At 33.7% G+C, this 26,265-nt stretch carries 17 protein-coding genes, 1 pseudogene and 1 other annotated feature; of the genes and pseudogenes, 15 read left to right on the top strand and 3 right to left on the bottom strand.

Going from position 1 to position 26,265, the window contains the following annotated elements:
• Positions 1–41: 41 nt before the first annotated feature.
• Positions 42–2,123 carry a Na+/H+ antiporter gene (locus tag E4Z98_RS05700; RefSeq protein ID WP_135253301.1) on the bottom strand — a complete coding sequence of 694 codons (2,082 nt, stop codon included), beginning with the start codon at positions 2,121–2,123 and terminating at the stop codon, positions 42–44.
• 163 nt (positions 2,124–2,286) lie between these two features.
• Here E4Z98_RS05700 and rlmN point away from each other — a divergent pair, with 163 nt between their 5' ends.
• The 14 genes from rlmN to E4Z98_RS05630 all read left to right on the top strand — a co-directional run bounded on the left by rlmN (position 2,287) and on the right by E4Z98_RS05630 (position 20,258).
• The gene (gene rlmN, locus E4Z98_RS05695) at positions 2,287–3,342 is read left to right on the top strand and encodes a dual-specificity RNA methyltransferase RlmN (RefSeq protein ID WP_135253302.1); all 1,056 of its coding nucleotides are present in this window, start codon (positions 2,287–2,289) and stop codon (positions 3,340–3,342) included.
• 99 nt (positions 3,343–3,441) lie between these two features.
• On the top strand, positions 3,442–4,407 hold the full coding sequence (locus tag E4Z98_RS05690; RefSeq protein WP_241856751.1) for a PhoH family protein: 966 nt from the start codon (positions 3,442–3,444) through the stop codon (positions 4,405–4,407).
• An 18-nt stretch (positions 4,408–4,425) separates the two neighbouring features.
• Positions 4,426–6,585 carry an HD family phosphohydrolase gene (locus E4Z98_RS05685; protein ID WP_241856671.1) on the top strand — a complete coding sequence of 720 codons (2,160 nt, stop codon included), beginning with the start codon at positions 4,426–4,428 and terminating at the stop codon, positions 6,583–6,585.
• Positions 6,585–7,052 carry an rRNA maturation RNase YbeY gene (ybeY, locus tag E4Z98_RS05680; protein WP_135253304.1) on the top strand — a complete coding sequence of 156 codons (468 nt, stop codon included), beginning with the start codon at positions 6,585–6,587 and terminating at the stop codon, positions 7,050–7,052. The genes E4Z98_RS05685 and ybeY overlap by 1 nt, the downstream gene beginning before the upstream one ends.
• A complete protein-coding gene (locus E4Z98_RS05675) occupies positions 7,030–7,452 on the top strand; it encodes a diacylglycerol kinase family protein (RefSeq protein WP_135253305.1) in 423 nt (140 codons plus the stop codon). The genes ybeY and E4Z98_RS05675 overlap by 23 nt, the downstream gene beginning before the upstream one ends.
• A gap of 15 nt (positions 7,453–7,467) precedes the next feature.
• Positions 7,468–8,373 (top strand): GTPase Era, encoded by a 906-nt coding sequence (era, locus tag E4Z98_RS05670; RefSeq protein WP_135253306.1) that lies wholly within the window; start codon positions 7,468–7,470, stop codon positions 8,371–8,373.
• Positions 8,374–8,455: 82 nt separating this feature from the next.
• On the top strand, positions 8,456–9,265 hold the full coding sequence (recO, locus tag E4Z98_RS05665; RefSeq protein WP_135253307.1) for a DNA repair protein RecO: 810 nt from the start codon (positions 8,456–8,458) through the stop codon (positions 9,263–9,265).
• Positions 9,266–9,304: 39 nt separating this feature from the next.
• Positions 9,305–9,474: a binding site (T-box leader), on the top strand.
• A 65-nt stretch (positions 9,475–9,539) separates the two neighbouring features.
• Positions 9,540–10,442: a glycine--tRNA ligase subunit alpha gene (glyQ, locus tag E4Z98_RS05660; RefSeq protein WP_135253308.1), complete on the top strand. Its 903-nt coding sequence runs from the start codon at positions 9,540–9,542 to the stop codon at positions 10,440–10,442.
• A 1-nt stretch (position 10,443) separates the two neighbouring features.
• Positions 10,444–12,534 (top strand): glycine--tRNA ligase subunit beta, encoded by a 2,091-nt coding sequence (gene glyS, locus E4Z98_RS05655; RefSeq protein ID WP_135253309.1) that lies wholly within the window; start codon positions 10,444–10,446, stop codon positions 12,532–12,534.
• A gap of 135 nt (positions 12,535–12,669) precedes the next feature.
• Positions 12,670–13,437, top strand: a complete 768-nt coding sequence (locus tag E4Z98_RS05650) for a hypothetical protein (protein WP_135253310.1) — start codon at positions 12,670–12,672, stop codon at positions 13,435–13,437.
• Between the two features lie 309 nt (positions 13,438–13,746).
• A complete protein-coding gene (locus E4Z98_RS05645) occupies positions 13,747–13,971 on the top strand; it encodes a hypothetical protein (RefSeq protein ID WP_135961176.1) in 225 nt (74 codons plus the stop codon).
• 180 nt (positions 13,972–14,151) lie between these two features.
• Positions 14,152–16,752, top strand: a complete 2,601-nt coding sequence (gene clpB, locus E4Z98_RS05640) for an ATP-dependent chaperone ClpB (protein ID WP_135253312.1) — start codon at positions 14,152–14,154, stop codon at positions 16,750–16,752.
• A gap of 141 nt (positions 16,753–16,893) precedes the next feature.
• On the top strand, positions 16,894–18,717 hold the full coding sequence (lepA, locus tag E4Z98_RS05635) for a translation elongation factor 4 (RefSeq protein WP_135253313.1): 1,824 nt from the start codon (positions 16,894–16,896) through the stop codon (positions 18,715–18,717).
• 236 nt (positions 18,718–18,953) lie between these two features.
• A complete protein-coding gene (locus tag E4Z98_RS05630) occupies positions 18,954–20,258 on the top strand; it encodes an ISL3 family transposase (protein ID WP_135961175.1) in 1,305 nt (434 codons plus the stop codon).
• A gap of 198 nt (positions 20,259–20,456) precedes the next feature.
• Here E4Z98_RS05630 and E4Z98_RS05625 read toward each other — a convergent pair whose 3' ends face one another.
• Positions 20,457–21,761 (bottom strand): hypothetical protein, encoded by a 1,305-nt coding sequence (locus E4Z98_RS05625; protein WP_135253469.1) that lies wholly within the window; start codon positions 21,759–21,761, stop codon positions 20,457–20,459.
• 267 nt (positions 21,762–22,028) lie between these two features.
• Entirely contained in the window at positions 22,029–23,576 is a 1,548-nt protein-coding gene (locus E4Z98_RS05620) for a helix-turn-helix domain-containing protein (protein WP_135253470.1), read from the bottom strand.
• Positions 23,577–23,837: 261 nt separating this feature from the next.
• On the opposite strand from E4Z98_RS05620, the pseudogene secA reads away from it, so the two are divergent.
• A pseudogene (gene secA / locus E4Z98_RS05615) lies at positions 23,838–26,208 on the top strand (preprotein translocase subunit SecA); the annotation flags it as partial.
• Between the last annotated feature and the right edge of the window lie 57 nt (positions 26,209–26,265).

The raw sequence follows: 26,265 nt of genomic DNA, 5'->3' as shown, positions 1-26,265 counted from the left end.
AAAAGAAAAAAAGGCCGAATGTGAAAATTCGGCCTTCTTTTTTAAACAAGTGTTGATTCGTAATAGGTTAATGATTGTCGCAATTTATTAGCTGTAGTTAGTGTGATTTTCCCGGAAGAATATAAATCGTGAATCACTTTACGTTCAGTATAAATGGCTAAATTATAATACTCAGCAAGTTTTTCATTATAATTATCTGCGTGACGTTCATTACCATGTTTAATACGTTGCAGTTTATACTTGTATTCATGTTCTTTTTGATTGATGATTTGTAATTCAAATTGGCCAACTTTAGTAGAAGGGTCTACTTGTTTAGCGTATTGTTTTAATTGGCTAATGGCACCATTTGTTGAAGTGACCTGTGTTTGATAAAACATGGTCTCTTCAATGTTCTTATCTTTAGGCCTACTTGAATGTATAAAAGATGTTAGCCATTTAATCAAACTAACTTTGAAAATATACATTGACTTAATAATATTTGAAGTAAGAGAGTTATCTAGTGCTTTTTCTTTTAATCTAATATTTTTAAGTTGTCGTTTAACAAATTCTTTTTCAGAATCTGTGGTTACGGCTATCTTATTCAATGCGTCTTTTTCACCAGTAAAGGCTACTTTTTGAATTTTCTTTTCGATCTCATGATATTTCTCAGAAGTTTGTTCATCAAGGGATTCTTTATGCAAATGATCTAAACGCATTTGGAATTCATGTAGTAAGTCTGCGGTAATTAACTTATCTTCTCCGACATTAAATTCATTTAGAGATTTAATTACTTGAATGTTCATCAACTGACGTGCTTCCATTTCTGTATACATATCTTCAATATCTTCATTTTTATCAAGCATACGATCATCTGATAAGTCATCTGAACTAGAAAGTAATTTTGAATGATCCTTTGTTAATAAAGGTAGCCCAATAGAGGCAACGATTAAACTCATCATAACCACACCACAAGCGATAGCAATCATAAGAGAGCGCTGTTCAAACACTTCGCCATTATCTAACACAATTGGCATCGACATGATAGTCGCAAGTGTAACAGCACCACGAACGCCCGTCATCCCTGTTAAAAATGAGGTGAGTAGATTAGGTTTTTCAGATTTTTCGCTTTTACGATAGGTCACCATAACAAATAAATACGACCAAACAGTTCTAACAACTAATAAGAACAACCAAGTGATTAAAATATACATCAAAAGTTGAGTGTTTTTAATTTCAGGGTTACGAATCACGTCTTTCATTGCAATCGGCAACTCAGCGCCTAGTAAGACAAAAACTATCCCATTTAAAATATAAATCAAGACATCCCACATGCGTGAGGTAAGTAAGCGAACTTCAGGATAAAAATTCATGTCGATATTTTTTCTTGTCATATTAGTAAATCCAGCAGTTACAACGGCAATAACACCTGACGCATGAAATTCTTCAGCAATCATATAGATGATAAAAGGAGTCAGTAACTGAATCGTTGAATGGAGAATAACATCTTGAATCCCTTCCTTGAATAAACGGAATTTCAAGAAATGAATGATAATCATTAAGATGAATCCAAGAATACCACCAACTATTGCCATGTATAGGAAATTTGTTGCTGCTTCTACAATTGAAAAATACCCTGTCATAAAGGCTACTAGGGCATATTTAAAGGCAATTAATCCACTGGCATCGTTTATTAAACTTTCGCCACTAATTAATCCCATAATTTTTTTAGGGAGTTTCACTTGTTCGGCAATACTTTGAACGGCCACCGGATCTGTTGGAGATAAAACGGCAATCAAGGCCATTGCAAGTGGTAATGGGAAACTAGGAATTAGCCAATGGATAAAGTACCCACCTAAAATAGTGGTAAGAAATACTAATAAAATAGCGTAGCCAAAAATTGGAATACGCAACTCCCACATGTCTTTGTTTGGAAAATGCTTTGCATCATTAAATAGTAAGGGAGCAACAAAAAGTAGCATAAACCAATCTGATTCCCATGTTATATTAATGTTAAAAAATAGAACAACTAACAGTCCTATAGCAATTTCAATTAATGCGGTAGGGATTGAGACTAAGTAATGACTAATTACATTAGAAATAACTACCAATAAAATAATTAAAATCGTTGCTTCGAGTAGTAACATAAAATTCCACCTTTCTTATGTTATAAATTATAGCAAATAATCCATCTATTACAAACAATCATAGGCTAAATGTTGATAAAAAATTTAAAAATTGATTGTGAATTTAATTTCTTTGTTATATAGTTTACAAGTTGAGAGTTGGTTTTTGAAAGGAGAAATAATCGTGACAAAACAAGCAATTTATGGCCTTACTTATGAAAATTTAGAGAACTGGTTAATAGAAAATGGTGAAAAGAAGTTTCGAACTTCACAAGTTTGGGACTGGTTATATGTTAAACGTGTCAACCAATTTGAAGAAATGTCGAATTTGTCGAAAATCTTAATTGAAAAACTTGAAAATAATTTTAGTTTCACTCCGTTAAATCAAGTGGTTGTTCAAGAATCAAAAGACGGTACAGTGAAGTATTTGTTCCAATTAGAAGATAAGCACATGATTGAAACGGTATTAATGAAGCATCATTACGGGTTATCTGTTTGTGTTACGACACAAGTAGGTTGTAATATTGGCTGTACATTTTGTGCAAGTGGTATTTTGAAAAAACAACGCGATTTAACCGCTGGAGAAATTGTGGCGCAAATTATGCAAGTGCAATTTTATCTTGATAGTAAAGGTGAAGGGCAGCGTGTTAGTCATATTGTTGTAATGGGAATTGGAGAGCCGTTTGATAACTATGATAATGTTTTGTCATTCTTATCAATTGTCAATCACACTAAGGGATTATCAATTGGAGCTCGTCATATTACAGTATCAACTAGTGGTTTAATTCATAAAATACGTGAATTTGCCGATGAGCCATTCCAAATTAATTTGGCGATTTCGTTACATGCTCCAAACAATGAGGTACGCACCTCAATCATGCGTATTAACCGTAGCAATCCTATTGAGAAATTGATGGATGCAGTTGATTATTATTTATCAAAAAATAATCGACGTATTACATTTGAATACATTATGTTATCTCATGTCAACGACCGTCCGGAACATGCTCGCCAATTGGCAGAATTGTTAAAAGATAAAAAGAAATTAGCGTATGTAAATTTAATTCCTTATAATCCAGTAAGTGAACATGATCAATATTCTCGTAGTTCTAAGGAAGATGTATTAGCTTTTTATAATATTTTGCAAAAACATGGTGTCAATTGTGTTGTACGTAAAGAGCAAGGATCAGATATAGACGCTGCATGTGGTCAATTACGAAGTAAACAAATGAAAAAATAACTTAAAAAGAATCTACGATTATCGTAGATTCTTTTTAAGTTGCGCTAAATGTGGTATTATTTAACAATAGATATTCTATATAAAGGAGCGAATGCTTTGATAAATATTGAAGAATTTTCAACGGAATTAGTCATACATCATCCAGAAAAAGCCGTGCAATTATTTGGTGCGCATGATGCACATCTAAAACTAATTGAAGAGAATCGTCATGTGGAGATTCATACACGAGGAGAAATGATTCAAATTAACGGTCAAGAAGAAGATGTATTGGCTGTTGAACAAATTATCAAAAAATTAGAAATACTCTTATTAAAAGAAATTCCTATTAGCACACCTGATGTTGTGACGGCACTAAAAATGTCAAAAAAAGGGACATTAGATTATTTTATTGACCTATATGAAGAAGAAATTATCAAAGACAAGAATGGAAAAGCTATTCGTGTTAAAACGTATGGTCAAAAAAAATACATTGAAACAATCAAGAAAAAAGATATCACGTTTGGTATTGGTCCAGCAGGAACAGGTAAAACATTTTTAGCAGTGGTGATGGCGATTGCTGCGCTAAAAAGAGGCGAAGTCAAAAAAATTGTACTGACACGTCCGGCAGTTGAAGCAGGTGAGAATCTTGGTTTTTTACCAGGTGATTTAAAAGAAAAAGTCGATCCCTATTTACGTCCTGTTTATGATGCGCTATATGCTATTTTTGGCATGGAACATACTAATCGTTTGATGGAACGTGGGGTCATTGAAATTGCTCCGCTTGCGTATATGCGTGGTCGAACATTGGATGAAGCTTTTGTCATTTTAGATGAAGCTCAAAATACAACTGTTGCACAAATGAAAATGTTCTTAACGCGTCTAGGCTTTAATTCAAAAATGATCGTAAATGGCGATGTTTCACAGATTGATTTACCAAGAGGGGTCAAGAGTGGGTTAGTCGATGCACAACAAAAATTACATCAGATTAAAAAAATTGGTTTTGTGACCTTTGAATCTAACGATGTGGTGCGTCATCCCGTTGTAGCTGAAATTATCGAAGCTTATAAACAAGAAGAAAGTCATTAACTTAGGAGATGATGGAAAGTGAAAATTAATTTTTCACGATGGCTAGAGAAATTTGATTTAAAATATATAATAACTGCATCGTTATTGTTTGGGTTGGTATTATTTGGCTTGATTTTCTCTAGTTTAAGACAAAAAGACATGGACTATCAAGAAGGTAGTCTTGCTTCTCAAACGATACGAGCTAATAAAACACTTGAGAATAAGTCAGAAACAGAAGAAAAACGCAAATTAGCTGAAAGTGCGATAGTCCCTGCGTATACGTACGATGACCAAATAGGAACTGAACAAATTGAAAAATTAACGCACTTATTTGATTACATTGAACAATCAAAAAAAGAAGTGAATAGTAAATTTTCCGCAGCCAAGGATAAAAAAAATGTTCCTACAGCAGATGACTATCTTGCTAATATCAAAAGTATTTTTGAAAAGTTAGATGAAACTGATATGGATTATTTTACATCAATACCTGATTCAGTTTTAAAGACGATGTTCACACTAAAAGAGGATAATTTATCAGCAGTAAAAGCACAATTATTAACCGTCGTTGGCAATGCAATGGCCAATCATATTCATGAGGAAACCTTGACTGACTACCGTGAAAAAGCCAAAGATAACTTGGATAAAATTGCATTAAATGACCAAGAAATATCACTAGCCAATTCATTGATTCGACTAACTGTTGTGCCAAATGAATTTTTAGATGAAAAGAAAACCGAGGAATTAAAAGCTTCAGCAAGACAAAGTGTTAATCCAGTAATGATCTATCACGGAGAAGTTATTGTTCGTGAAGGCGTTCAAATTGATGCTCGCGCTATGAAAAAATTGGAACTACTTGGTATGGCAGGCAAAGAAACAAGTATCTTCCCATATGTCGCACTTGGCTTGATGATTTTCTTACAACTTGTTTGTTTAATTTGGATTGTCTTGACATCTGAGGATAAATTAAAAGGATTTCGTTTATTTCATGCTTATTTAATCATGATACTTCTGGCAGTAATGATTATGAAAGGATTGTCTTACTTCCAAACAGAGTCTAATCCGTTTATTTCGTTAGTCTTTCCTGTGGCCTTGATGCCGTTTATAATGAATACATTCATTAGCCGTCGTGCCAGCACGTTATTTGCACTATTTCAAGTATCATTTGCTTTATTTATATTTTATAATTTAGCAGGAACTAGTAATTTATTGTTAATTCTTAGTGTGTTGGTTTTTTCAGGTTTAATGGCGACTTTATTAAGTCGGGAGAAATTAGGGCGTCAGCGTATAAAAGGGTTAGTATGGCTCTTTAGTTTCCCTACACTGTTTGTCATTATTTTGGTTATTTATCAAGGGATGCAGATAACGGATAAATCAACGATATCAGCAATTGTCTGTACAATGATTGGTAGCTTGTTGAGCTTTACCCTTGCCATTGGATTACATCCATACATTGATTTGTTATTAAATGATGACAGTATGATTGTCTTAAATGAATTAAGTAATCCTACACATCCATTGTTGAAAAAATTACTTGAGGAAGCACCTGGAACGTATCATCATTCAATGATGGTAGCAAGTTTAAGTGCGAATGCCGTTGCTGCAATAGGTGGCCGTTCATTAGTAACTAGGGTGGCTTGTTATTATCATGATATTGGTAAAATTAAATATGCTAACTTTTTTGTGGAGAATTTGCCAACAGGGGCTGACAATCCTCATGACTTCTTATTGCCTGAAGATAGTAAAGAGATTATTTTTTCTCACGTTACAGAAGGTGTTAAAATGTTAAAAGAGTATCATATGCCAAAAATGGTCATTGATATTTGTCAACAACATCATGGTACTACATTGATGCAATATTTTTATCAATCAGCATTAGAACGCAATCCTGATTTAAAAGAGGCTGATTTCCGTTACCCGGGTCCTAAACCGCAAACCAAAGAAGCAGCGATTGTTAATATAGCGGATACGTGTGAAGCGGGTGTGCGTGCGATGAAGCAACCAACGAAAGAATTAATCACTGAATTTGTTTCAAACACAATTAGTAACCGTATTAAAGATGGACAATTAGATGAATCAGGTATAACATTAGGAGAATTAAATACAGTCAAAGAATCTTTAATCAATGGGTTATGTAGTACATTCCATTCTCGTATTGAGTATCCTAAATTTAAAGATGAAATTGAAGGGAAGTCAAAATAATGGAAATTTATATTGAAGATAAAACAGGTGCAGTTGCACAACAACATTTAGACGATATTGTGGATGTCCTGAATTTTTCAGGGGCACACTTAGATTTAGGCGACGCTACTGAAATGTCAGTCACTATTATGGACAACGAAGCCATTCAAACGTTTAACCGTGAGTATCGTGGTAAAGATGTACCAACGGACGTGATCAGCTTTGCGATTGAAGATGAGCAAGATATCCCTGCTGAACTTCTAGAAGAAATGGGCTTACCACGTAATATTGGCGATATTCTAATTTCAATTGACAAAGCCAAAGAACAAGCGCAAGAGTATGGTCACAGCTTTGAACGTGAGTTAGGTTTCTTAGCTGTTCATGGTTTCCTACATTTGAATGGTTATGACCATATGAATGAAGCAGATGAAAAAGAGATGTTTGGTTTACAAAGAGAGATTTTAGATGCCTATGGATTACAACGATAAGCAAGAAAATAAGCAAATAGAGAAGAATTACCGGTTTTTACAGTCCTTAAAATATGCCATTAACGGTGGTAAAATTGCCTTTGTTGAAGAACGCAATTTTCGTTATCATTGCCTTATTGGGTTACTTGCTGTTATTGTAAGTATCTACTTTAGAATTTCAATAGGTGAGTGGTTATGGATTACATTTGCTATTTTTCAAGTATTGATGATGGAAATGCTGAATACTATTGCTGAGAATTTAGTGGATATGTATACGTTAAGGAATTATCATCCACTTGGTAAAAAGGTAAAAGATATGGGCGCAACCGTCGTACTTATCAGCTCGTTATTTGCGATGGTAGTCGCTGCGTATATCTTTATTCCAAAAGTTTGGCCTATTATCCAAAAAATATTGAATTAAGAAAGAGGAAATAACATGGAAGAAAAAGCATTCCGTTCAGGTTTTGTGGCGATTGTTGGTCGTCCAAATGTGGGAAAATCAACATTATTAAACCGTGTGATTGGCCAAAAAATTGCCATCATGAGTGACAAAGCACAAACAACAAGAAATAAAATTCAAGGAGTCTATACAACTAACGATAGCCAGATTGTCTTTATTGATACACCAGGTATTCATAAACCAAAGCATAAATTAGGGGATTTTATGGTGGAATCTGCTTACAGTGCCTTGCGTGAAGTTGATGCCGTACTTTTCTTAGTAAGTGCCGATCAAAAACGTGGGCCTGGAGATAATTTTATTATCGAACGTTTGAAAAATAATCAAGCGCCTGTTATTTTAGTTATTAATAAAATTGATACCATTCATCCAGATAAATTACTACCAATTATTGAAGATTACAAAGAAGAAATGGATTTTGCGGAAATTATTCCAATCTCTGCTACACAAGGAAATAATGTAGATAGTTTATTAGAAAAACTAACAACTTATTTAGAAGAAGGTCCTCAGTATTATCCAGCGGATCAAATTACAGATCATCCAGAATACTTTGTTGTCTCTGAATTGATTCGTGAGAAAGTGTTGCAATTAACACATGAAGAAGTTCCGCATTCTGTGGCCGTAGTAGTGGACTCAATGACTCGTGATGAAAATGATAAAGTTCATGTTCAAGCGACCATCGTGGTAGAGCGCAATAGTCAAAAAGGTATCTTAATCGGTAAAGGCGGTAAAATGATGAAAGACGTCGGTATTCGCGCACGTAAAGATATCGAATTACTATTAGGAAATAAAGTTTATCTAGAAACATGGGTAAAAGTCGAGAAAAACTGGCGTGACAAACAACGTTACTTAAAAGATTTCGGCTATCGTGAAATGGATTATTAATATACTTAGCACACAACTGTCGTTTGATTAAGAGGTTGTGTGCTATTTATTGCTATTATTAAAGTATCGTGAGGTGAGAGAAATGTCTGAAGTAAATGAGGTTAACGGTTTAATTTTATTTAGTAAAAAGCATCGTGATAAAGATAAACTTGTCAAAATTTTTACCGAGCAACACGGAAAAGTTATGTTTTTTATGCGCAATGCCATGAAGAAAAATAATCCTTTAACAGTTGCGACACAGCCATTTGCTTACGGGACCTATATTGGAAAATTAAATCAAGAGGGTTTGTCTTTTTTGAATGCTTCTAAAAATGTTGGCAGTTTTCGTCATATTCAGCAAGATATTTTTTTAACGGCGTATGCGACTTACATATTGAATTTAGTTGATGTTGCAATAGATGATCAAACGTATGATCCGGCTCTTTATGGTTTTACACGTGATATATTGACATTAATGGATGAGGGTCAAGATCCAGAAATATTAACCAATATTTTTGAAATTCAAATACTTAATCGTTTTGGTTTGGAGTTTGAATGGATTCGTTGTCGTATTTGTGGTCAAACGCAAGGTAAATTTGATTTTTCTTCAGCTTATTTAGGGGTGATTTGTGAGCAAGATTTTCACCGAGATGAACGTCGCTATCACGCATCAGCTAAGGCGATGCATTTTATCCGTATGTTCTCTAGTATTTCGTTAGAACAAATACATTCTATTTCACTCTCGCCTGAAACAAAACGTGAAATAAGACAAACAATAGATATGTTGTATGAAGAATATGTCGGGATTTTTCTAAAAAGTAAAAAATTCATTGATGACATGGTTAATTGGCAAAATATTTTGTTAGACAAACGCGTAGAAAATTCCGATAAAACTAGCAAAGATATTGACTAGTTAATGAATAACGGCTATGATAGACAAGAAGATAATTAAATAGTTGCGAAGAAAAAGAAGAGTAAGATGAATGTTTTTTACAGAGAGGCTGGGGTTGGTGCAACCAGTTAAAGACAATATCTGAAGGGCGCTTTGGAGCAAACACAATGAAGATGCCAAGAACATGTTCTTGGAATTAGGGTGGAACCGCGAAAATTTTCGTCCCTATGTTTAGGCTAATTGTCTAAACATAGGGACTTTTTATTTTACTCAAAAGACGTAAAGGAGATTAATTATGACAACAGGATTAACTGTACAAGAAATGATTTTAACATTGCAAAACTTTTGGTCAGAACAAGGCTGTATGTTAATGCAAGCATATGATACGGAAAAAGGGGCAGGGACAATGAGTCCGTATACGTTCTTGCGTGCGATTGGTCCAGAACCATGGAACGCTGCTTATGTTGAACCGTCACGTCGTCCAGCTGATGGTCGTTATGGTGAAAATCCAAACCGTTTGTATCAACATCATCAATTTCAAGTGGTCATGAAACCATCACCAGATAATATTCAAGAATTATACTTAGAAAGTTTAGAACGCTTAGGTATTAATCCATTAGAACATGATATACGTTTTGTTGAAGATAACTGGGAAAATCCTTCAATGGGGTGTGCCGGTTTAGGTTGGGAAGTTTGGCTAAACGGTATGGAAATTACTCAGTTTACGTACTTCCAACAAGCAGGTGGCTTAGAATGTAACCCAGTGACCGTTGAAATCACTTACGGTTTAGAACGTTTAGCATCATACATTCAATCAGTTGAAAGTGTTTATGATTTAGAATGGAAAAAAGGTGTTAAATACGGTGAAATCTTTATTCAACCAGAGTTCGAACATTCTAAATATTCATTTGAAATTAGTAATCAAGACATGTTATTAACGTTATTTGAGATGTATCAAGCAGAAGCACAACGTTGTATTGATGAAGGATTGGTTCATCCAGCGTATGATTTTGTCTTAAAATGTAGTCATACGTTTAACTTACTAGATGCTCGTGGAGCGGTGTCCGTTACTGAACGTGCTGGGTATTTATCACGTATCCGTAACATGGCAAGACAATTAGCGAAAAAATTTGTTGAAGAACGCGAAAAATTAGGATTCCCATTATTGAACAAACAAACACAAGAGGAGGAAGCATAAAATGGCTAAAACATTTTTATTAGAAATTGGTTTAGAAGAAATGCCTGCACGTTTTGTGACTTCATCCATTAAGCAATTTAAAGCAGCAATGGAGAAGTTTTTAAAAGAAAATCGTCTATCATACAGCGAGGTTCGTACGTATTCAACACCTCGACGCTTAACATTAGAAGTACTTGAATTAGCTGAAAAACAAGAAGATATTGAAGAAGAAGCAAAAGGTCCTGCAAAAAAAATTGCAGTAGATGCTGAGGGCAATTGGACCAAAGCAGCAGAAGGATTTGCACGTGGGCAAGGTGTTTCAACTGACAAATTATTCTTTAAAGACATAAAAGGTGTCGAGTATGTTCATGTTGATAAATTTATTCCTGGTGAATCAGCACAGGCAGTATTAGCGAATGTATTAGAAACATTAAAAGGTATTCACTTCCCAGTAACAATGCATTGGGGAAATCACACAACAGAATTTATCCGTCCTATTCATTGGATTATCAGCTTGTTAGATGATGAATTAATTGACTTACAATTTTTAGATGTGAAAAGTGGTAAAACAACACGTGGTCATCGTTTCTTAGGTCAAGAAACAACCATTAATCATCCGTCTGAATATGTAGAAAAATTAAAAGCACAACATGTGTTGGTCAACGCTGAAGAACGTAAAGCATTAATTGTTAAACAAATCGAAGCTTTAGCAGCTGAAAATAATTGGGTGATGAATCTGGATGAAGTGTTACTTGAAGAAGTTAATAATATCGTTGAGTATCCAACAGCTTTTGCAGGGAAATTCGATGAAAAATATTTAGCTGTACCAGAGGAAGTTTTGATTATTTCGATGAAAGAACATCAACGTTACTTTGAAGTACGTTTCCAAGATGGTAAGTTAGCACCATTCTTTGTGGCCGTACGCAATGGTAACGAAGCGTTTATTCAAAATGTTGTAGCTGGTAATGAAAAAGTATTAGTGGCACGTCTTGAAGATGCGGTATTCTTTTATGATGAAGATCAACAACCAACTATCGCGTCATATGTGGAACGTTTGAAAAAAGTTACCTTCCATGAAAAAATTGGAACAACTTATGAAAAAATGCAACGTGTCGCTAAAATTAGTGAAATATTAGGACAAGCAGTGGGCTTATCAAACGAAGAACAAGCTGACTTAGCACGTGCGGCAGCTATTTATAAATTTGACCTAATGACGGGTATGGTCGGTGAATTCCCAGAATTACAAGGGATTATGGGCGAAAAATATGCGCTATTAAAAGGTGAAAAACCTGCTGTTGCGCAAGCAATTCGTGAACATTACCTGCCTGTTTCTAGTGAAGGAGAATTACCAGAATCATCAGTGGGTGCAGTCTTAGCAATTGCTGATAAATTAGATTCAGTGATGACATTCTTTAACGCTGGAATGATTCCGTCAGGTTCAAATGATCCATATGCTTTACGTCGTCAAACATACGGAATTGTACGTATTATTGAGGATAAAGGTTGGGATTTAGCTATTAGTAAACTATTACCGATAATTAAAGAGGCAATCAATCAAAATGTTGAAACTTATGGAGTAACATTTAAAGAGGACCCTGAAGCGGTTGTTGAATTCTTTAATGCACGTCTTAAACAACTATTAAGTGGCAAAAATATTCGCCATGATATTATTGAAGCAAGCGTCAACGCACAAGCAGCTGATATGAATCAAATCATTGAAGTTGCAAGTTTACTACAAGAAAAACAAACAACTGAACAGTTCCGTCCAACGATGGAAGCATTTATTCGTGTCCTTAACTTAACAAGAAAAGGTCAAGAATTAATCGGTGATACTTTAACAGAAGCAGTTGATGACGACTTATTTGAAACAGCAGAAGAAAAAGAATTAGCGCACGCAGTGACGACAGCACAAGCAACATTTGCTGATTTAACGTTTGCACAAAAATATGAGCAATTAACGGAATTAACACCATTTATTACTAATTATTTCGATCATACGATGATTATGGCCGATAATGAAGAAGTTCGAAATAATCGTCTACGTCAATTAGCAAAAATCGCAGCCATGATATTACCAATGGCTAAAATTGATTTATTAGAAATTAAAAAATAATCAAAAAGACAAAGCTTAAGGATGTTTATTTAAATCCTTAAGTTTTTGTTATAGTTAAGACATAATTATATGTTTTGTCTATTTATTTAGCGAAAACTCTTTATAATAAAGAGAGAACTAAAGGAGGAAAAGATCATGCCATTAATTGGAAGAATTGATTTTAATTATGAAACACCTAATGAAAAAAGTGTTAAAGAAAGTATTCATTGGTTATTAAACGCCATGAAGCGTTTAGAAGGTCCGCTAGGTTTTAAATACGAGGATAAACCAATGGGAGAGAAAAACGACATAGTTTTTAATTTTTCTGGATTGGAACCAAGAAACGTCTATTATAATGTGAATACGTTGCTATATACGTTAACTCGTCCAGAAAATATGGCTAAAGGAGAGACGATTGAAGAGGTAATTAAACACATTAATGTTTTAACTTCTAATAATGTTACTATTACACTAAAATATTATGTTATTGACATGAAACTACAATTTCTTGGACAATATTATGTTGAGACAACATTAAAACAAATGCCAATTAAACGTTTTGATTCACTTGGTCGACGACCGGAGTATAGTGTGGCATTTCATCAAATGATTCAAAGTAGTATTAGTATTCCAACCGAGAACACTACCTACTATCAAAAAACTAACTGGGAAGCTAATGAATTACCATTTGAGTGGAGTGCCATTCGAGAGCAATTGCCTGAGCGTTATGTGTCGGATATGTTTATTGAACTAGTTGCAGAATCAATCAACAATGCTGTTCGTATCCATCATAATCAAGTTAAAAAAGAAAATCCCGAAATAACTGCAGAACAAATTATGGATCAACTAATTGATCAAGGTCAATACGGATTGGGTAAATTCATGATGAGAGAGACATTTAATAACCGCTATTTAGTACAATAATGACGATAAAACAAGAATGTTATGAAGCCGTCCGATATTTATCGAGAGGTCATACATTCTTGTTTTTTGTTATCTAATATAATGCGGATGTCTTAGGCTAAAACAATCTTGCAGGTAAAAACCACTTCATTTCGTGATTATTTTATAAAAGTAAGCGATTAACACCGAATATTAATTATTAATAAAACGAAAACATTCTTGTTTTAATATCATATTATTTGTAATTATAGTTATTTAATGTTAAATTATAACCATACGTTAGGTTTTTTATTAATTTGGAGAGTTTATTAAGAAGAGTAGGAGTTGTTAATGATGAGTAATATTGAAATTGGTCAAGTAGTAGAATTTAAGTCTGACATGTTAAGCTGTCCTGCTATGGGGATTGTAGAAAAGCTTTATGATAACTCATGTATTGTAAGTGTTAAAGAATTTCACCCGGAAGATGATAATAAAATTCATGAATTAATTAGCCGTATTGTTGTCCGATATCGTGATATTCAAGTGCAATCTTCAGAAGTTGCGGTAGTTGCTTAATGAATAAGAAATAAAATCCATAAAAGCATATTGCTAATATAGCAATATGCTTTTATTTGTTAAAAATTCCTTTAAAAACGGGTCTTTTTTATCGTTTTATTTTGAAATTTTTATAAATAGGAATAAAATATAAGTAGGATGGAATGAAAAAAATAGTTGAATGATAGGAGGAGTCTTTTTATGCAACCAGATAAAATGACCACAACAGTACAACAAGCAATTGCCCAAGCGCAACAAATTGCAATGAGACGTAAACATCAAGAAATTGACATTCCACATCTTTGGAAAGCATTAGTTCAACCAGGTAATTTTGCTTATAATTTTTATCAAGATTTAGGGGTACCACTAGATGAGTTTTCTTCCACAATTGAAGCAGAATTAGATCGTTTATCTGTGGTTGAAGGGAATATTCAATATGGTCAAACATTTAGCCGTAATTTATATCAGGTCTTCCAAGAAGGTCAAACATTAATGGAACAATTTCATGATGAATACTTATCGACAGAAATCGTTCTTTTAGCGTTGATGAAATTGAAGAATCACCCATTAACAACGTATTTATCATCTCGCTCTATTAATTTTGATGAAGTAAAAGCACATATTGAAAAAATGAGAGGGGGAGAGCGTGTGACATCTGAAAATCAAGAAGAACAATACGAAGCGTTAGAAAAATATGGAATTGATTTAGTGAAACGTGTCCGTGAAGGCAAACAAGACCCTGTTATTGGCCGTGATGAAGAGATACGTGATGTGATTCGTATTTTATCCCGTAAAACTAAAAATAATCCAGTCTTAATTGGTGAACCTGGTGTTGGTAAAACAGCGATTATTGAAGGTTTGGCGCAACGTATTGTACGCCGAGATGTACCTGAAAATTTAAAAGATAAAACTATCTATTCGCTTGATATGGGGGCTCTTATTGCGGGGGCTAAGTATCGTGGTGAATTTGAAGAACGATTGAAGGCTGTTTTGAAAGAAGTTAAAAAAAGCGATGGTCAAATCATCATGTTTATTGATGAAATCCATACGATTGTAGGAGCGGGTAAAACAGAAGGTAGCATGGATGCAGGCAATTTATTGAAGCCTATGCTTGCACGTGGTGAACTTCACCTAATTGGAGCTACTACGCTAGATGAATACCGTGAATACATGGAAAAAGACAAAGCGTTAGAACGTCGATTCCAACGTGTGATGGTCAATGAACCGACAGTAGAAGATACCATTAGTATTTTACGTGGCTTGAAAGAACGTTTTGAAATTCATCATGGGGTTAATATAAATGATAATGCCCTTGTAGCCGCAGCGACTATGTCTAATCGTTATATTACCGATCGTTTCTTACCAGATAAAGCCATTGATTTAGTTGATGAAGCCTGCGCGACTATTCGTGTGGAATTGAATTCTATGCCAACTGAACTCGATCAAGTCACACGTCGTTTAATGCAGTTAGAAATAGAAGAAGCTGCCCTTAAAAAAGAAAGTGATGACGCAAGTAAAAAACGTCTTGAAATCTTACAAGAAGAGCTGGCTGAATTACGAGAAGAAGCTAATAGCCTAAAAATGAAGTGGGAAACAGAAAAAGAAATCGTCAATACAATCAGTCAAAAACGTGGCGAAATAGAACAAGCAAGACATGAATTAGAAGAAGCGGAAAATAACTATGACTTGGAACAAGCAGCCATTCTTCGTCATGGTAAAATACCTGAATTAGAAAAAGAATTAATGGAATTAGAAAATCAAAATCAAACGTATGATAATCGCTTAGTTCAAGAATCTGTAACCGATCATGAAATTTCCGTGGTAGTGGAACGCTTAACAGGTATTCCTGTTCAACGATTAGTAGAAGGTGAACGAGAAAAAATTCTACGTTTAAATGATACCTTGCATGAACGAGTGATTGGACAAGATACAGCAGTAGATGCTGTTGCAGACGCAGTCATTCGTTCAAGAGCTGGTTTACAAGATCAAAACCGTCCGCTAGGTTCGTTCTTATTCTTAGGACCAACGGGTGTCGGTAAAACAGAATTAGCCAAAGCGTTAGCTGAAAATTTATTTGATTCTGAAGAACATATGGTTCGTATTGATATGAGTGAGTATATGGAAAAACATACCGTGTCACGATTAGTTGGCGCACCTCCAGGCTATATTGGTTACGAAGAAGGTGGGCAATTAACAGAAGCTGTTCGACATAACCCTTATACCATTGTCTTACTTGATGAAATTGAAAAAGCACATCCGGATGTATTCAATATTCTATTACAAGTATTAGATGATGGCCGTTTAACCGATAGCAAGGGCCGTACGGTAGATTTCAAAAATACAGTGATGATCATGACAAGTAATATCGGCTCACAAATTTTATTAGACGGTTTAACTCCAGAAGGAGAATTTGCTGAAAATACAGAAAAAGATGTTCAAACAATGTTACGTGCGCATTTTAAACCTGAGTTTTTAAACCGTATTGATGAAACCATAATTTTTAAACCATTAACCTTAGCTAATATGAAGAATATTGTTGTTAAGATGACTAAAGGATTAGCAGATAAATTAGCAGCACAAGATATCGAGTTAGTTGTTTCAGAAGAAGCGCAAAATTGGATTGCTGAAAATGCTTATGAACCAGCATTTGGGGCACGTCCATTGAAACGATTCATAACAAAACAAGTTGAAACACCACTTGCTAAAGAAATCGTTGCCGCTAAAATTTTGCCAAAACAACGAGTGACTATTACAGTCAAAGATGAAATGTTAGCATTTGAAACGACAGATATAGAAGAATAGTGAGAAGAGGAGACAGTTTTGTCTCCTTTTTCGCTTGTTTTTTGGATATTTGTTGAGGTTTTTACAAAGATTCTTTAAAATGAAGAAGAATCTTGTTATAATAGTAAATGCTGATTGAAATAGAAAGTAGGAACTAAATAAATGGACATTAAAAAATTAAGAGAAAGACAAAGCAAAATTCGTAATTTTTCGATTATTGCCCATATCGACCATGGTAAATCAACATTGGCCGACCGTATTTTACAACAAACAGAAACTGTTTCAAGTCGTGAAATGCAAGATCAATTATTAGACTCGATGGATCTTGAAAGAGAACGAGGCATTACAATTAAATTAAACGCTGTTGAATTGACATATACAGCAAAAGATGGTGAAGATTATATTTTCCATTTAATCGATACACCAGGACATGTCGATTTTACGTATGAAGTATCTCGTAGTTTGGCTGCTTGTGAGGGTGCATTATTAGTTGTGGATGCCGCACAAGGGATTGAAGCACAAACATTAGCTAACGTCTACTTAGCTGTAGATAATGATTTAGAAATTTTACCCATTATTAACAAAATCGATTTGCCAGCAGCAGATCCTGAAAAAGTACGTCAAGAAATCGAAACAGTCGTAGGAATCGATGCATCTGAAGCAGTTCTTGCTAGTGCAAAATCAGGTATTGGGATTGGTGAAATTTTAGAACAAATCGTTGAAAAAGTTCCTGCTCCAGAGGGTGACTTAGATGCTCCATTAAAAGCATTAATTTTTGACTCGGTTTATGATAGCTATCGTGGGGTTATTTTAAATGTTCGTATCGTTGATGGAATGGTAAAACCTGGTGATAAAATCATGTTAATGCAGAATGGTAAAACATTTGATGTCACAGAAGTTGGGATTTTTTCTCCTAAGCCAGTGCCTCGTGACGTGTTATCTGTTGGGGATGTTGGTTATATCACTGCAAGTATTAAAACCGTCCAAGACACACAAGTTGGGGATACCGTGACATTAGCAAATAACCCAGCAAGTGAAGCGTTAGAAGGTTACCGCAAAATGAATCCGATGGTTTACTGTGGATTGTATCCAATTGATACATCAAAATACGTTGAGTTGCGAGAAGCACTAGAAAAATTGCAATTAAATGACTCTGCATTAGAGTTTGAGCCAGAAACTTCTCAAGCTTTAGGCTTTGGTTTCCGTTGTGGCTTCTTAGGATTATTACACATGGACGTTATTCAAGAACGTTTAGAACGTGAATTTAATTTAGAATTAATTACAACTGCTCCGTCGGTAATTTATCATGTCACGAAAACGGACGGCACAGAATTGGTCGTAGATAACCCAGCTGAATTCCCTGAGCAAGGTGTAATTGATCACGTGGAAGAACCTTATGTTAAAGCCTCTATTATGGTGCCAAATGAGTATGTTGGGGCGGTTATGGAACTATCACAACGTAAGCGTGGGGAGTTCATCACGATGGATTATTTAGATGACTACCGCGTTAATGTTGTTTATGAACTGCCATTATCAGAAATCGTCTATGATTTCTTTGATACATTAAAATCAAGCACAAAAGGTTACGCGTCACTTGATTATGATATCATCGGTTACAAACCAAGTCGTTTAGTCAAGATGGATATCTTATTAAATGCTGAAAAAGTCGATGCCTTAAGCTTTATCGTGCATAAAGATTTCGCTTATGATCGTGGTAAAGTGATTGTCGAAAAATTAAAAGCCTTAATTCCACGTCAACAATTCGAAGTGCCTGTTCAGGCAGCCATTGGTCAAAAAATTGTTGCTCGTTCTAACATCAAAGCTTTACGTAAAAACGTATTAGCAAAATGTTATGGTGGAGATGTTTCACGTAAACGTAAATTGTTAGAGAAACAAAAAGAAGGTAAAAAACGTATGAAATCAATTGGATCAGTTGAAGTGCCACAAGAGGCATTTATGGCTGTGCTTAAGATGGATGAGGATTAAGACAATACTATAAATTTAAACAAAAGCTACTCATTGACTATATACTAGTAATAGTCACGCGAGTTCAAAAAAACGTCAGATATGCTATGATTTTAAATAAATGGCTCTATAATAAATAGGACTGATGAAGGTTTATTCCTTCTTCAGCCCTATTTTTGTATTTAATCTTAAAAAAACATATCGCCTTTTGTTAAAATTAAGTTACCACACAAAACAAACAAAAGGAGCGATATGCTATGATTAATGATATCAAAAAAATTTATGGAATTGAAGACTCTAATCTAACAATTTCTAGTGTTTCCGAAGGAACCTATCGTAATAAGCCTGCGAAAATTATAAAAGCGAGCTATAAACCTAAAACGATAGCTTGCCCTAATTGTGACTCTTCTCCAAGAGAATGCGACGGCAAGTACGTTATTGTTAAGAATGGTTCTAAAGAAGTAGAGATTCTATTAACACATGAGAACACAGGAATTGTCTCTATGAAGCTGTCTAAGCAACGCTATCGTTGTCGCAACTGTAATAAGCACTGGACTGCTCAAATTGATTTAGTTAAACCTTGTCACAATGTTTCAAGGATAATTGAAGGCAAAATTATTGAGTTATTAGGTGAAAGAATATCTCTAAAACTAATTGCTAAATTATGTAGTGTTTCAATAAGTAAAGTGATTCAGGTATTAAAATCGTTAGAAACTTACCTTCCTAGTCCCAAAAACCGTTGGTTGCCTGAGGTTTTAATGGTTGATGAATTCCGTTCGCATACAGCCATAGAAGACTCTATGAGTTTTATTTGTGCTGATGGCAATTCAGGGCGATTAGTAGAAATATTGGAAAGTAGACCATTAAATTATCTCATGCCTCACTTTAATGGTTATCCAGATGAAGAACGTTTTAAAGTAAAATACCTTGTGACAGATATGAATGCAGCTTATTTCCAATTAGTGAAGGATATCTTTCCAAATGCTGAATTAATCATTGATCGTTTTCATATTGTTAAACATTTGAATGAAGCCTTTAATAGTTTCAGAGTACGGGAAATGAAAAAACTCAAGGCATCGGGACATAAAGTAGAAGCAAGTAAACTTAAGAAAAATTGGCGCTTCCTACTTAAAAATAGATTAGACATTAATATCTCTGAATACAAAAGATGGCCGAGCTTTCGGTCAAATAAGTATCCTTATTTGACCGAACAGATGATGATTGATCGGTTATTAGATTTTTCCGAACCTCTAAAATTAGCCTATGGCTACTTCCATGATTTATTAGATTCATTTAGAAGAAAAGAATATGAACGATTCTTTGAATTATTGAATACTTTACCAGAAGAATTAGATGAAGAGTTTAAAGGACAAGTACAAAACCTAATACGTCATCAAGAAGGAATTACCAATGCTTTAATACATCCCTATTCAAATGGGAAGATTGAAGCAAAGAATACACACATCAAAACATTAAAACGAGTTTCTTATGGATTCAAATCTTTCAGCAATATGAGGATTAGAATCTTTTTAACCGAAGGTTTGATAGAAGTTAATCATTAAATAACAAAAAACCATGAAATCAGAGAATGTTTTCCCCAATTTCATGGTTGGCTAAAATTACTCATCAGTCCAATTTGACAAAGAGCCGTTTTTTTTTTGAACTGTGGATTTTGAAATGTTTGTCAATAAATAATGTCACATTTTATATGTTAATGGTCTGTGTGATAGATTTTAATATTTATATATACTATTTAGTTGTTATCCAGCAAACCACATGCTTTGTAAAGACCACTCGTTATTAGTTTCACATGTTACGATTGTAATAGGGGCACCTTGGCTGACAGTTAAATTATAAGATTCTCCATTTTGATTATTAACGCCATTACTGTATTTATAAACAGTGTAAGTTTGTCCATCTACTACAATTTTACTCCCAATTTGTAAAGACCATACAGCATTACCAACATCGCTTTGTTTTTCTGCTAGATATAAGTTAGGTAGTTCACTCCAACGATAAATATAAGGGGTCCACGTAGGGACATGAGATCCACCACTTCCACCGAACCAACCAATATCAAAGTGATAACCGTTAAAGTTTATGCCATCAGTTCTAGGAGCAACTTCAACTTCAGGTTCAGGAACAACTTCAGCTTCAGACCTGGTTTCAGTTGAGTTTTCTGTAGTTTGTTCAGATTGAGTATCATTTAAAGTTGTATTTAATTGACTTTCTTTAATTTCTACGTCATTGTTATTCTGATTTTTTTCAGTTTCTAGTTTATCAAGTTCTTGTTGTTTTAATTTGGCTAAACGCTGTTCTTCTTCTTTTTCTTTTTTTATATTTTTAGATTTAATTTTTATTTTATTAATTTGTTTATTTATTTTATTTTCTAGTCTAGGTGATTCAATTAATGCAATGTTTTTTTCGGAATTATCTATAAGTTTATCAAGATAGTTTGTATCATCACTGTTATCTAAAGCGTCTTGAAGTTCGCTTTGATAATTAGTTCTATGGGTGAGAATATTTTCTGAATCAGCAATAAGCTCCTTCAAATTTGTTGCTTGTTGTTTATTTTTTAATGAATGTAATTTTTCTTCAATTTTCTTAAGGTCTTCTTTATTAGCAGTATGATTCAAAGTTGCTTCAGATAAGTTATAATGAATAATTGTTTCGTATTCGAATAAATTAGCTAAAGCTTCGGTAGCTTCGCCTTCATCTATTAAATCATTTGCTTTTTTTAATATTAACTTTTGTTTGTTGAGGATTTTTTTTACATTAGCTTTTAATTTTGAATGGTTTATTTCTGCTTTTGTCTTAGCGCTATCTAAATTAATATGCTTAATTAGTTGGGTGATTTCATGCGTTTTATCGTATTTTATAACCGTTATATCATCGTTGGTGACATAATAAGAATCTAATTGCTGATCTATATAATTGAGATTGTTCATTTTTTCGTGCAATTCTTTTGATATCTTGTTAGTTTCTATTTTCTTTATTCCAGTAAGACTTCCATAGGTTAAGGAAGTTGTTGTAATTAGTAATGTTGTGATTAATTTTAATTTCATGTGTGTTTCTCCTTATAAAAATATTCCGTAGATATCTGTTAATTTTATTAACCAATTCTGTGGGATGTTTTTTTATTATAAGGGGATTAATTGATGATTATTCCTTATTTTTTTACGTTTTATCAACAATTAAAAAAAAGATTAAAAATAATAAGAACTTTAATTTTTAATCTAAATAATTTTTTTAGGAAAGGTTAGTATAGAAACAAAAAAAGTATATAAAAAAACGAAGTATGTTAAATACTTCGAAATTTTATTAGAAAAATATTACTTTTTATAATCTAAAGCTTTTTTGAATCTTAGACTTAATAGTTTACTATTAATCGCATTACTAATTACATTGATAGTTTCGAAATCCATAATATCTTTAATATAGATTCGTTGGTCTGTTGTAAAATGATAAAGGTGATTACAAAAAATTATATCGGCTTCTTCCGGGGTTTCAATAATCTTATAAATGTGAGGCTGATAAATAGATTCTATTTTTTGAATCACAATTTTTTTTGAAATCTCATCTTTTCCAAAGTCAAAATGTAATTTTACAGCTTTCATGGTTATAGGTAAGTGAAGTAAAGACATAATCATGGCTATGGTATTAATGTATAGAATATAATCATCTCTTAGAAGTGTTCCCTTTAAATTGGGTGATTTTTTATTTATGATTGGTAGATATATTTCTACTAGTTCTTGATATCTCTTGCGTTTCCAAGGTAATTGATGCTGACAAATTAGACTTTGAGGGGTATCAAATTGTAAATTTAATAAATGAGTAGTGTTAATCCCTTCAACTAGGCGAGCGAATTTATTATGAATAACGAGATGAAATAGACAAAACTCAAGGGACTCTGATGTAGACTTAAGTTCTAATTTTGTTGTTGCTTCTCTAAGGTAAGTATAAAAACACGTTACAAGCTCATCGGGTTTTTCTAGAAGCTTTTTACCCATTAGTTGAACATCTTTCTCTAGAAATAAATTTGGAAATAGACTGATAATCATAATTTTATAGGTGATTTCTTCGGATTTTCTAATGCCCTCGTTACGGAAATAAGAATCAAAATTAATGATATTTAATTCCTTCCATATTGGAAAGTCTATATCAGGTATAGATGCCAGTTTATCTTCTTCAAAATTCAAAAAATTTCCATATTTAATACGATTTAAAATAATCGCATTAAATTGATGAAAACAAGATTTCATACGTTCAGATTGTTTTTCTAGATGGTCAATTCTCACCAGATGATTTTTTATGGTACTTTTTGAAAAGTTGAAAGGCCAAGTTTCCTCAGGGATAGCATGCATTAATAAATTACATATAAAAATTCGTATATTTAATTCAGGACCACTAATTTTAAATGATCCTATGTCATTTTTTTCTATTTGAAGTCCATAAGTTTTTAGAAAGTTATCTAAATCATTAATTGTTTCATAAACTGGCGTTTTACTCAGGGATAACTCTTCGATAATTAGTTGTATAGATAATTGATCATATTTTACGAATAATAACCCTAATCTGAACATGTTTGAATTATCAAGATATTCTCTGTATATTTTAGTGTATAGATTACCATTTTCTTTAGATAATTCTGTCAAATGATAATCATAGCTATTTTTTTTAATAATAAGCTCTTTTTGTTCACTAACTATAGATACGTCGTGATTTATTTCTTTAATGTGACGTTTAAGAGTAGATGTTGGTATCTCTAAATATTGAGACAAGTCATTAATATTAAAATTTTTGTGTTTGTTTTTAATGAAATATTGAATTATTTTCAGTTTATTGACTTTATTCATCGATAAAAAATTTTTAGTTTTCACAATGCTCCTCCAATTTTTAATAAAAATAATATTACAAGGAATTTTATTTTATTGTATGATTATATAATATTTTACAATAAATAATGTGAAAAAATTATGAAGATTAGGTGAAAAAATATTATAAAGTATAAGAGTTTAATAATCATAAGGATTTATTAATAAAAATATTTCTATTTTCAGCCTATTAATGCTAAAATGAATAATGATACGAATTTAAAGTTATTTTATAAAAAGTGAGTTAGAGAAGGGAACGATAGCTAAATGAATTTCATCAAGAAAATCATTGAGAACGATAAAAAAGAAATTAAACGATTAGAAAAAATTGCTGACCAAATTGATGGATTGGGTGAGCAAACGGCGGCTTTGTCCGATGAGGAATTAAAAGCTAAAACAACAGAATTTAAAGAACGTATTGCTAAAGGAGAAACAGTAGATGATTTATTAGTTGAAGCATTTGCTGTTGTTCGTGAAGCGGCAAAGCGTGTCTTAGGGTTATATCCATACAAAGTGCAAATGATGGGTGGTATCGTCTTACATAACGGTAACATTCCAGAAATGAAAACTGGTGAGGGTAAAACATTAACTGCTACAATGCCTGTTTACTTGAATGCTTTAACAGGTGAAGGCGTACACGTTGTGACGGTTAATGAATATTTATCAACACGTGATGCCAGTGAAATGGGTGAGTTATACAATTTCTTGGGATTAACAGTTGGGTTGAATTTGAACTCAAAAACTTCTGAAGAAAAACGTTTAGCTTATGCTTGTGATATTACTTATAGTACAAACAGTGAGTTAGGGTTTGACTATTTAAGAGATAACATGGTGGTTTACCGTGAACAAATGGTCCAACGTCCGTTAAATTATGCGATTGTCGATGAGGTTGACTCAATTTTAATTGATGAAGCTCGTACACCTTTAATTATCTCAGGTCAAGCAGAGAAATCTACTGCGTTATACACTCGAGCAGATAACTTTGTTAAACGTTTGAAAGCCGAAGAAGACTATAAAATCGATGTGCAATCAAAAACGATTGCGTTTACCGATGAAGGAATTTCTAAAGCCGAAGAGAACTTTGGTTTAGAAAACTTATATGATATTGATAATACAGCGTTAACGCATCATTTAGATAACGCGCTACGAGCAAACTATATTATGTTAAGTGATATTGACTACGTGGTTCAAGAAGGTAAAGTCATGATTGTTGACCAATTTACTGGTCGTATCATGGATGGTCGTCGTTATTCAGATGGCTTACATCAAGCAATCGAAGCCAAAGAAGGCGTTGAAATCGAAGATGAAACAAAAACTATGGCTAATATCACGTATCAGAACTTCTTCCGTATGTACAAAAAATTAGCAGGAATGACAGGGACCGCTAAGACTGAAGAAGAAGAATTCCGTGAAATCTATAACATGCAAGTGATTCAAATTCCAACGAACCGTGTAATTGCTCGTGATGATCGCCCAGATTTATTATATCCAACGCTTGAAAGTAAATTCCAAGCTGTGGTAAAAGATATTAAAGAACGTCATCGCAAAGGACAACCTGTATTAGTTGGTACAGTGGCCGTGGAAACATCTGAATATATTTCACGCTTATTAGAAAAAGAAAATGTACCGCATGAAGTGTTAAATGCAAAAAACCACTTTAAAGAAGCAGAAATTATTTTAAACGCTGGCCAAAAAGGTGCTGTTACAATAGCAACAAACATGGCTGGTCGTGGGACAGATATTAAATTAGGTTTTGGTGTTAAAGAATTAGGTGGACTAGCAGTAATCGGAACAGAACGACATGAATCACGTCGTATTGATAATCAGTTACGTGGTCGTTCGGGTCGTCAAGGAGATCCAGGTGTGTCTCAATTCTACCTATCACTAGAAGATGATTTAATGCGTCGTTTCGGATCTGATCGTGTGAAAATTATGCTAGATCGTTTCAAAATTGAAGGTGAGGACGCAGTAATTCAAAGCGGTATGTTATCAAAACAAGTTGAGGGAGCTCAAAAACGTGTCGAAGGTAACAACTATGATACACGTAAAAATATTTTACAATATGATGACGTCATGCGTGAACAACGTGAAGTTATCTATAAACAACGTCATCAAATCATCACAGAAGATAAAGAATTAAGCGTCATCGTTTTAGGCATGATTGAACGAACAATTGATAGAGTTGTAACCGATCATACGACGGCTGAAAATAAAGCGGACTGGAACTTACAAGGAATCTTAGATTTTGCAAAAGCATGCTTGGTACCAGAAGATTCTATTCAAATGAGTGATATTGAAGCTAAAACACCAGCTGAAATGAAAGACTTCTTGTTTGGTAAAGCTAAAGAAATCTTTGAAGAAAAATCTCAACAGCTAAACGGACCTGATCAATTATTAGAATTCCAAAAAGTAGTTATTCTTAAAGTGGTCGACCAAAAATGGACGGACCATATTGATGCCATGGATCAATTACGTGAGTCGATTGGCTTACGTGCGTACGGTCAAAATAATCCATTAGTTGATTATCAACAAGAAGGTTACATGATGTTTAATAACATGGTGGGAGCAATTGAATATGATGTAACACGTATCTACATGAAAGCTCAAATTCGCCAAAATGTTCAACGTGAAAACACAGCACAACGACCTGTTGAAGTAACTCCTGAACAAGGACGTGTTCAAGGTGGCGAACAAA

Origin of the sequence: Vagococcus xieshaowenii (assembly GCF_004792515.1) — a bacterium.
Taxonomy (GTDB): Bacteria; Bacillota; Bacilli; order Lactobacillales; family Vagococcaceae; genus Vagococcus_A; species Vagococcus_A xieshaowenii.
Note: the sequence above shows the minus strand (reverse complement) of the source record. Positions and strands in the feature narration are given on the sequence as shown.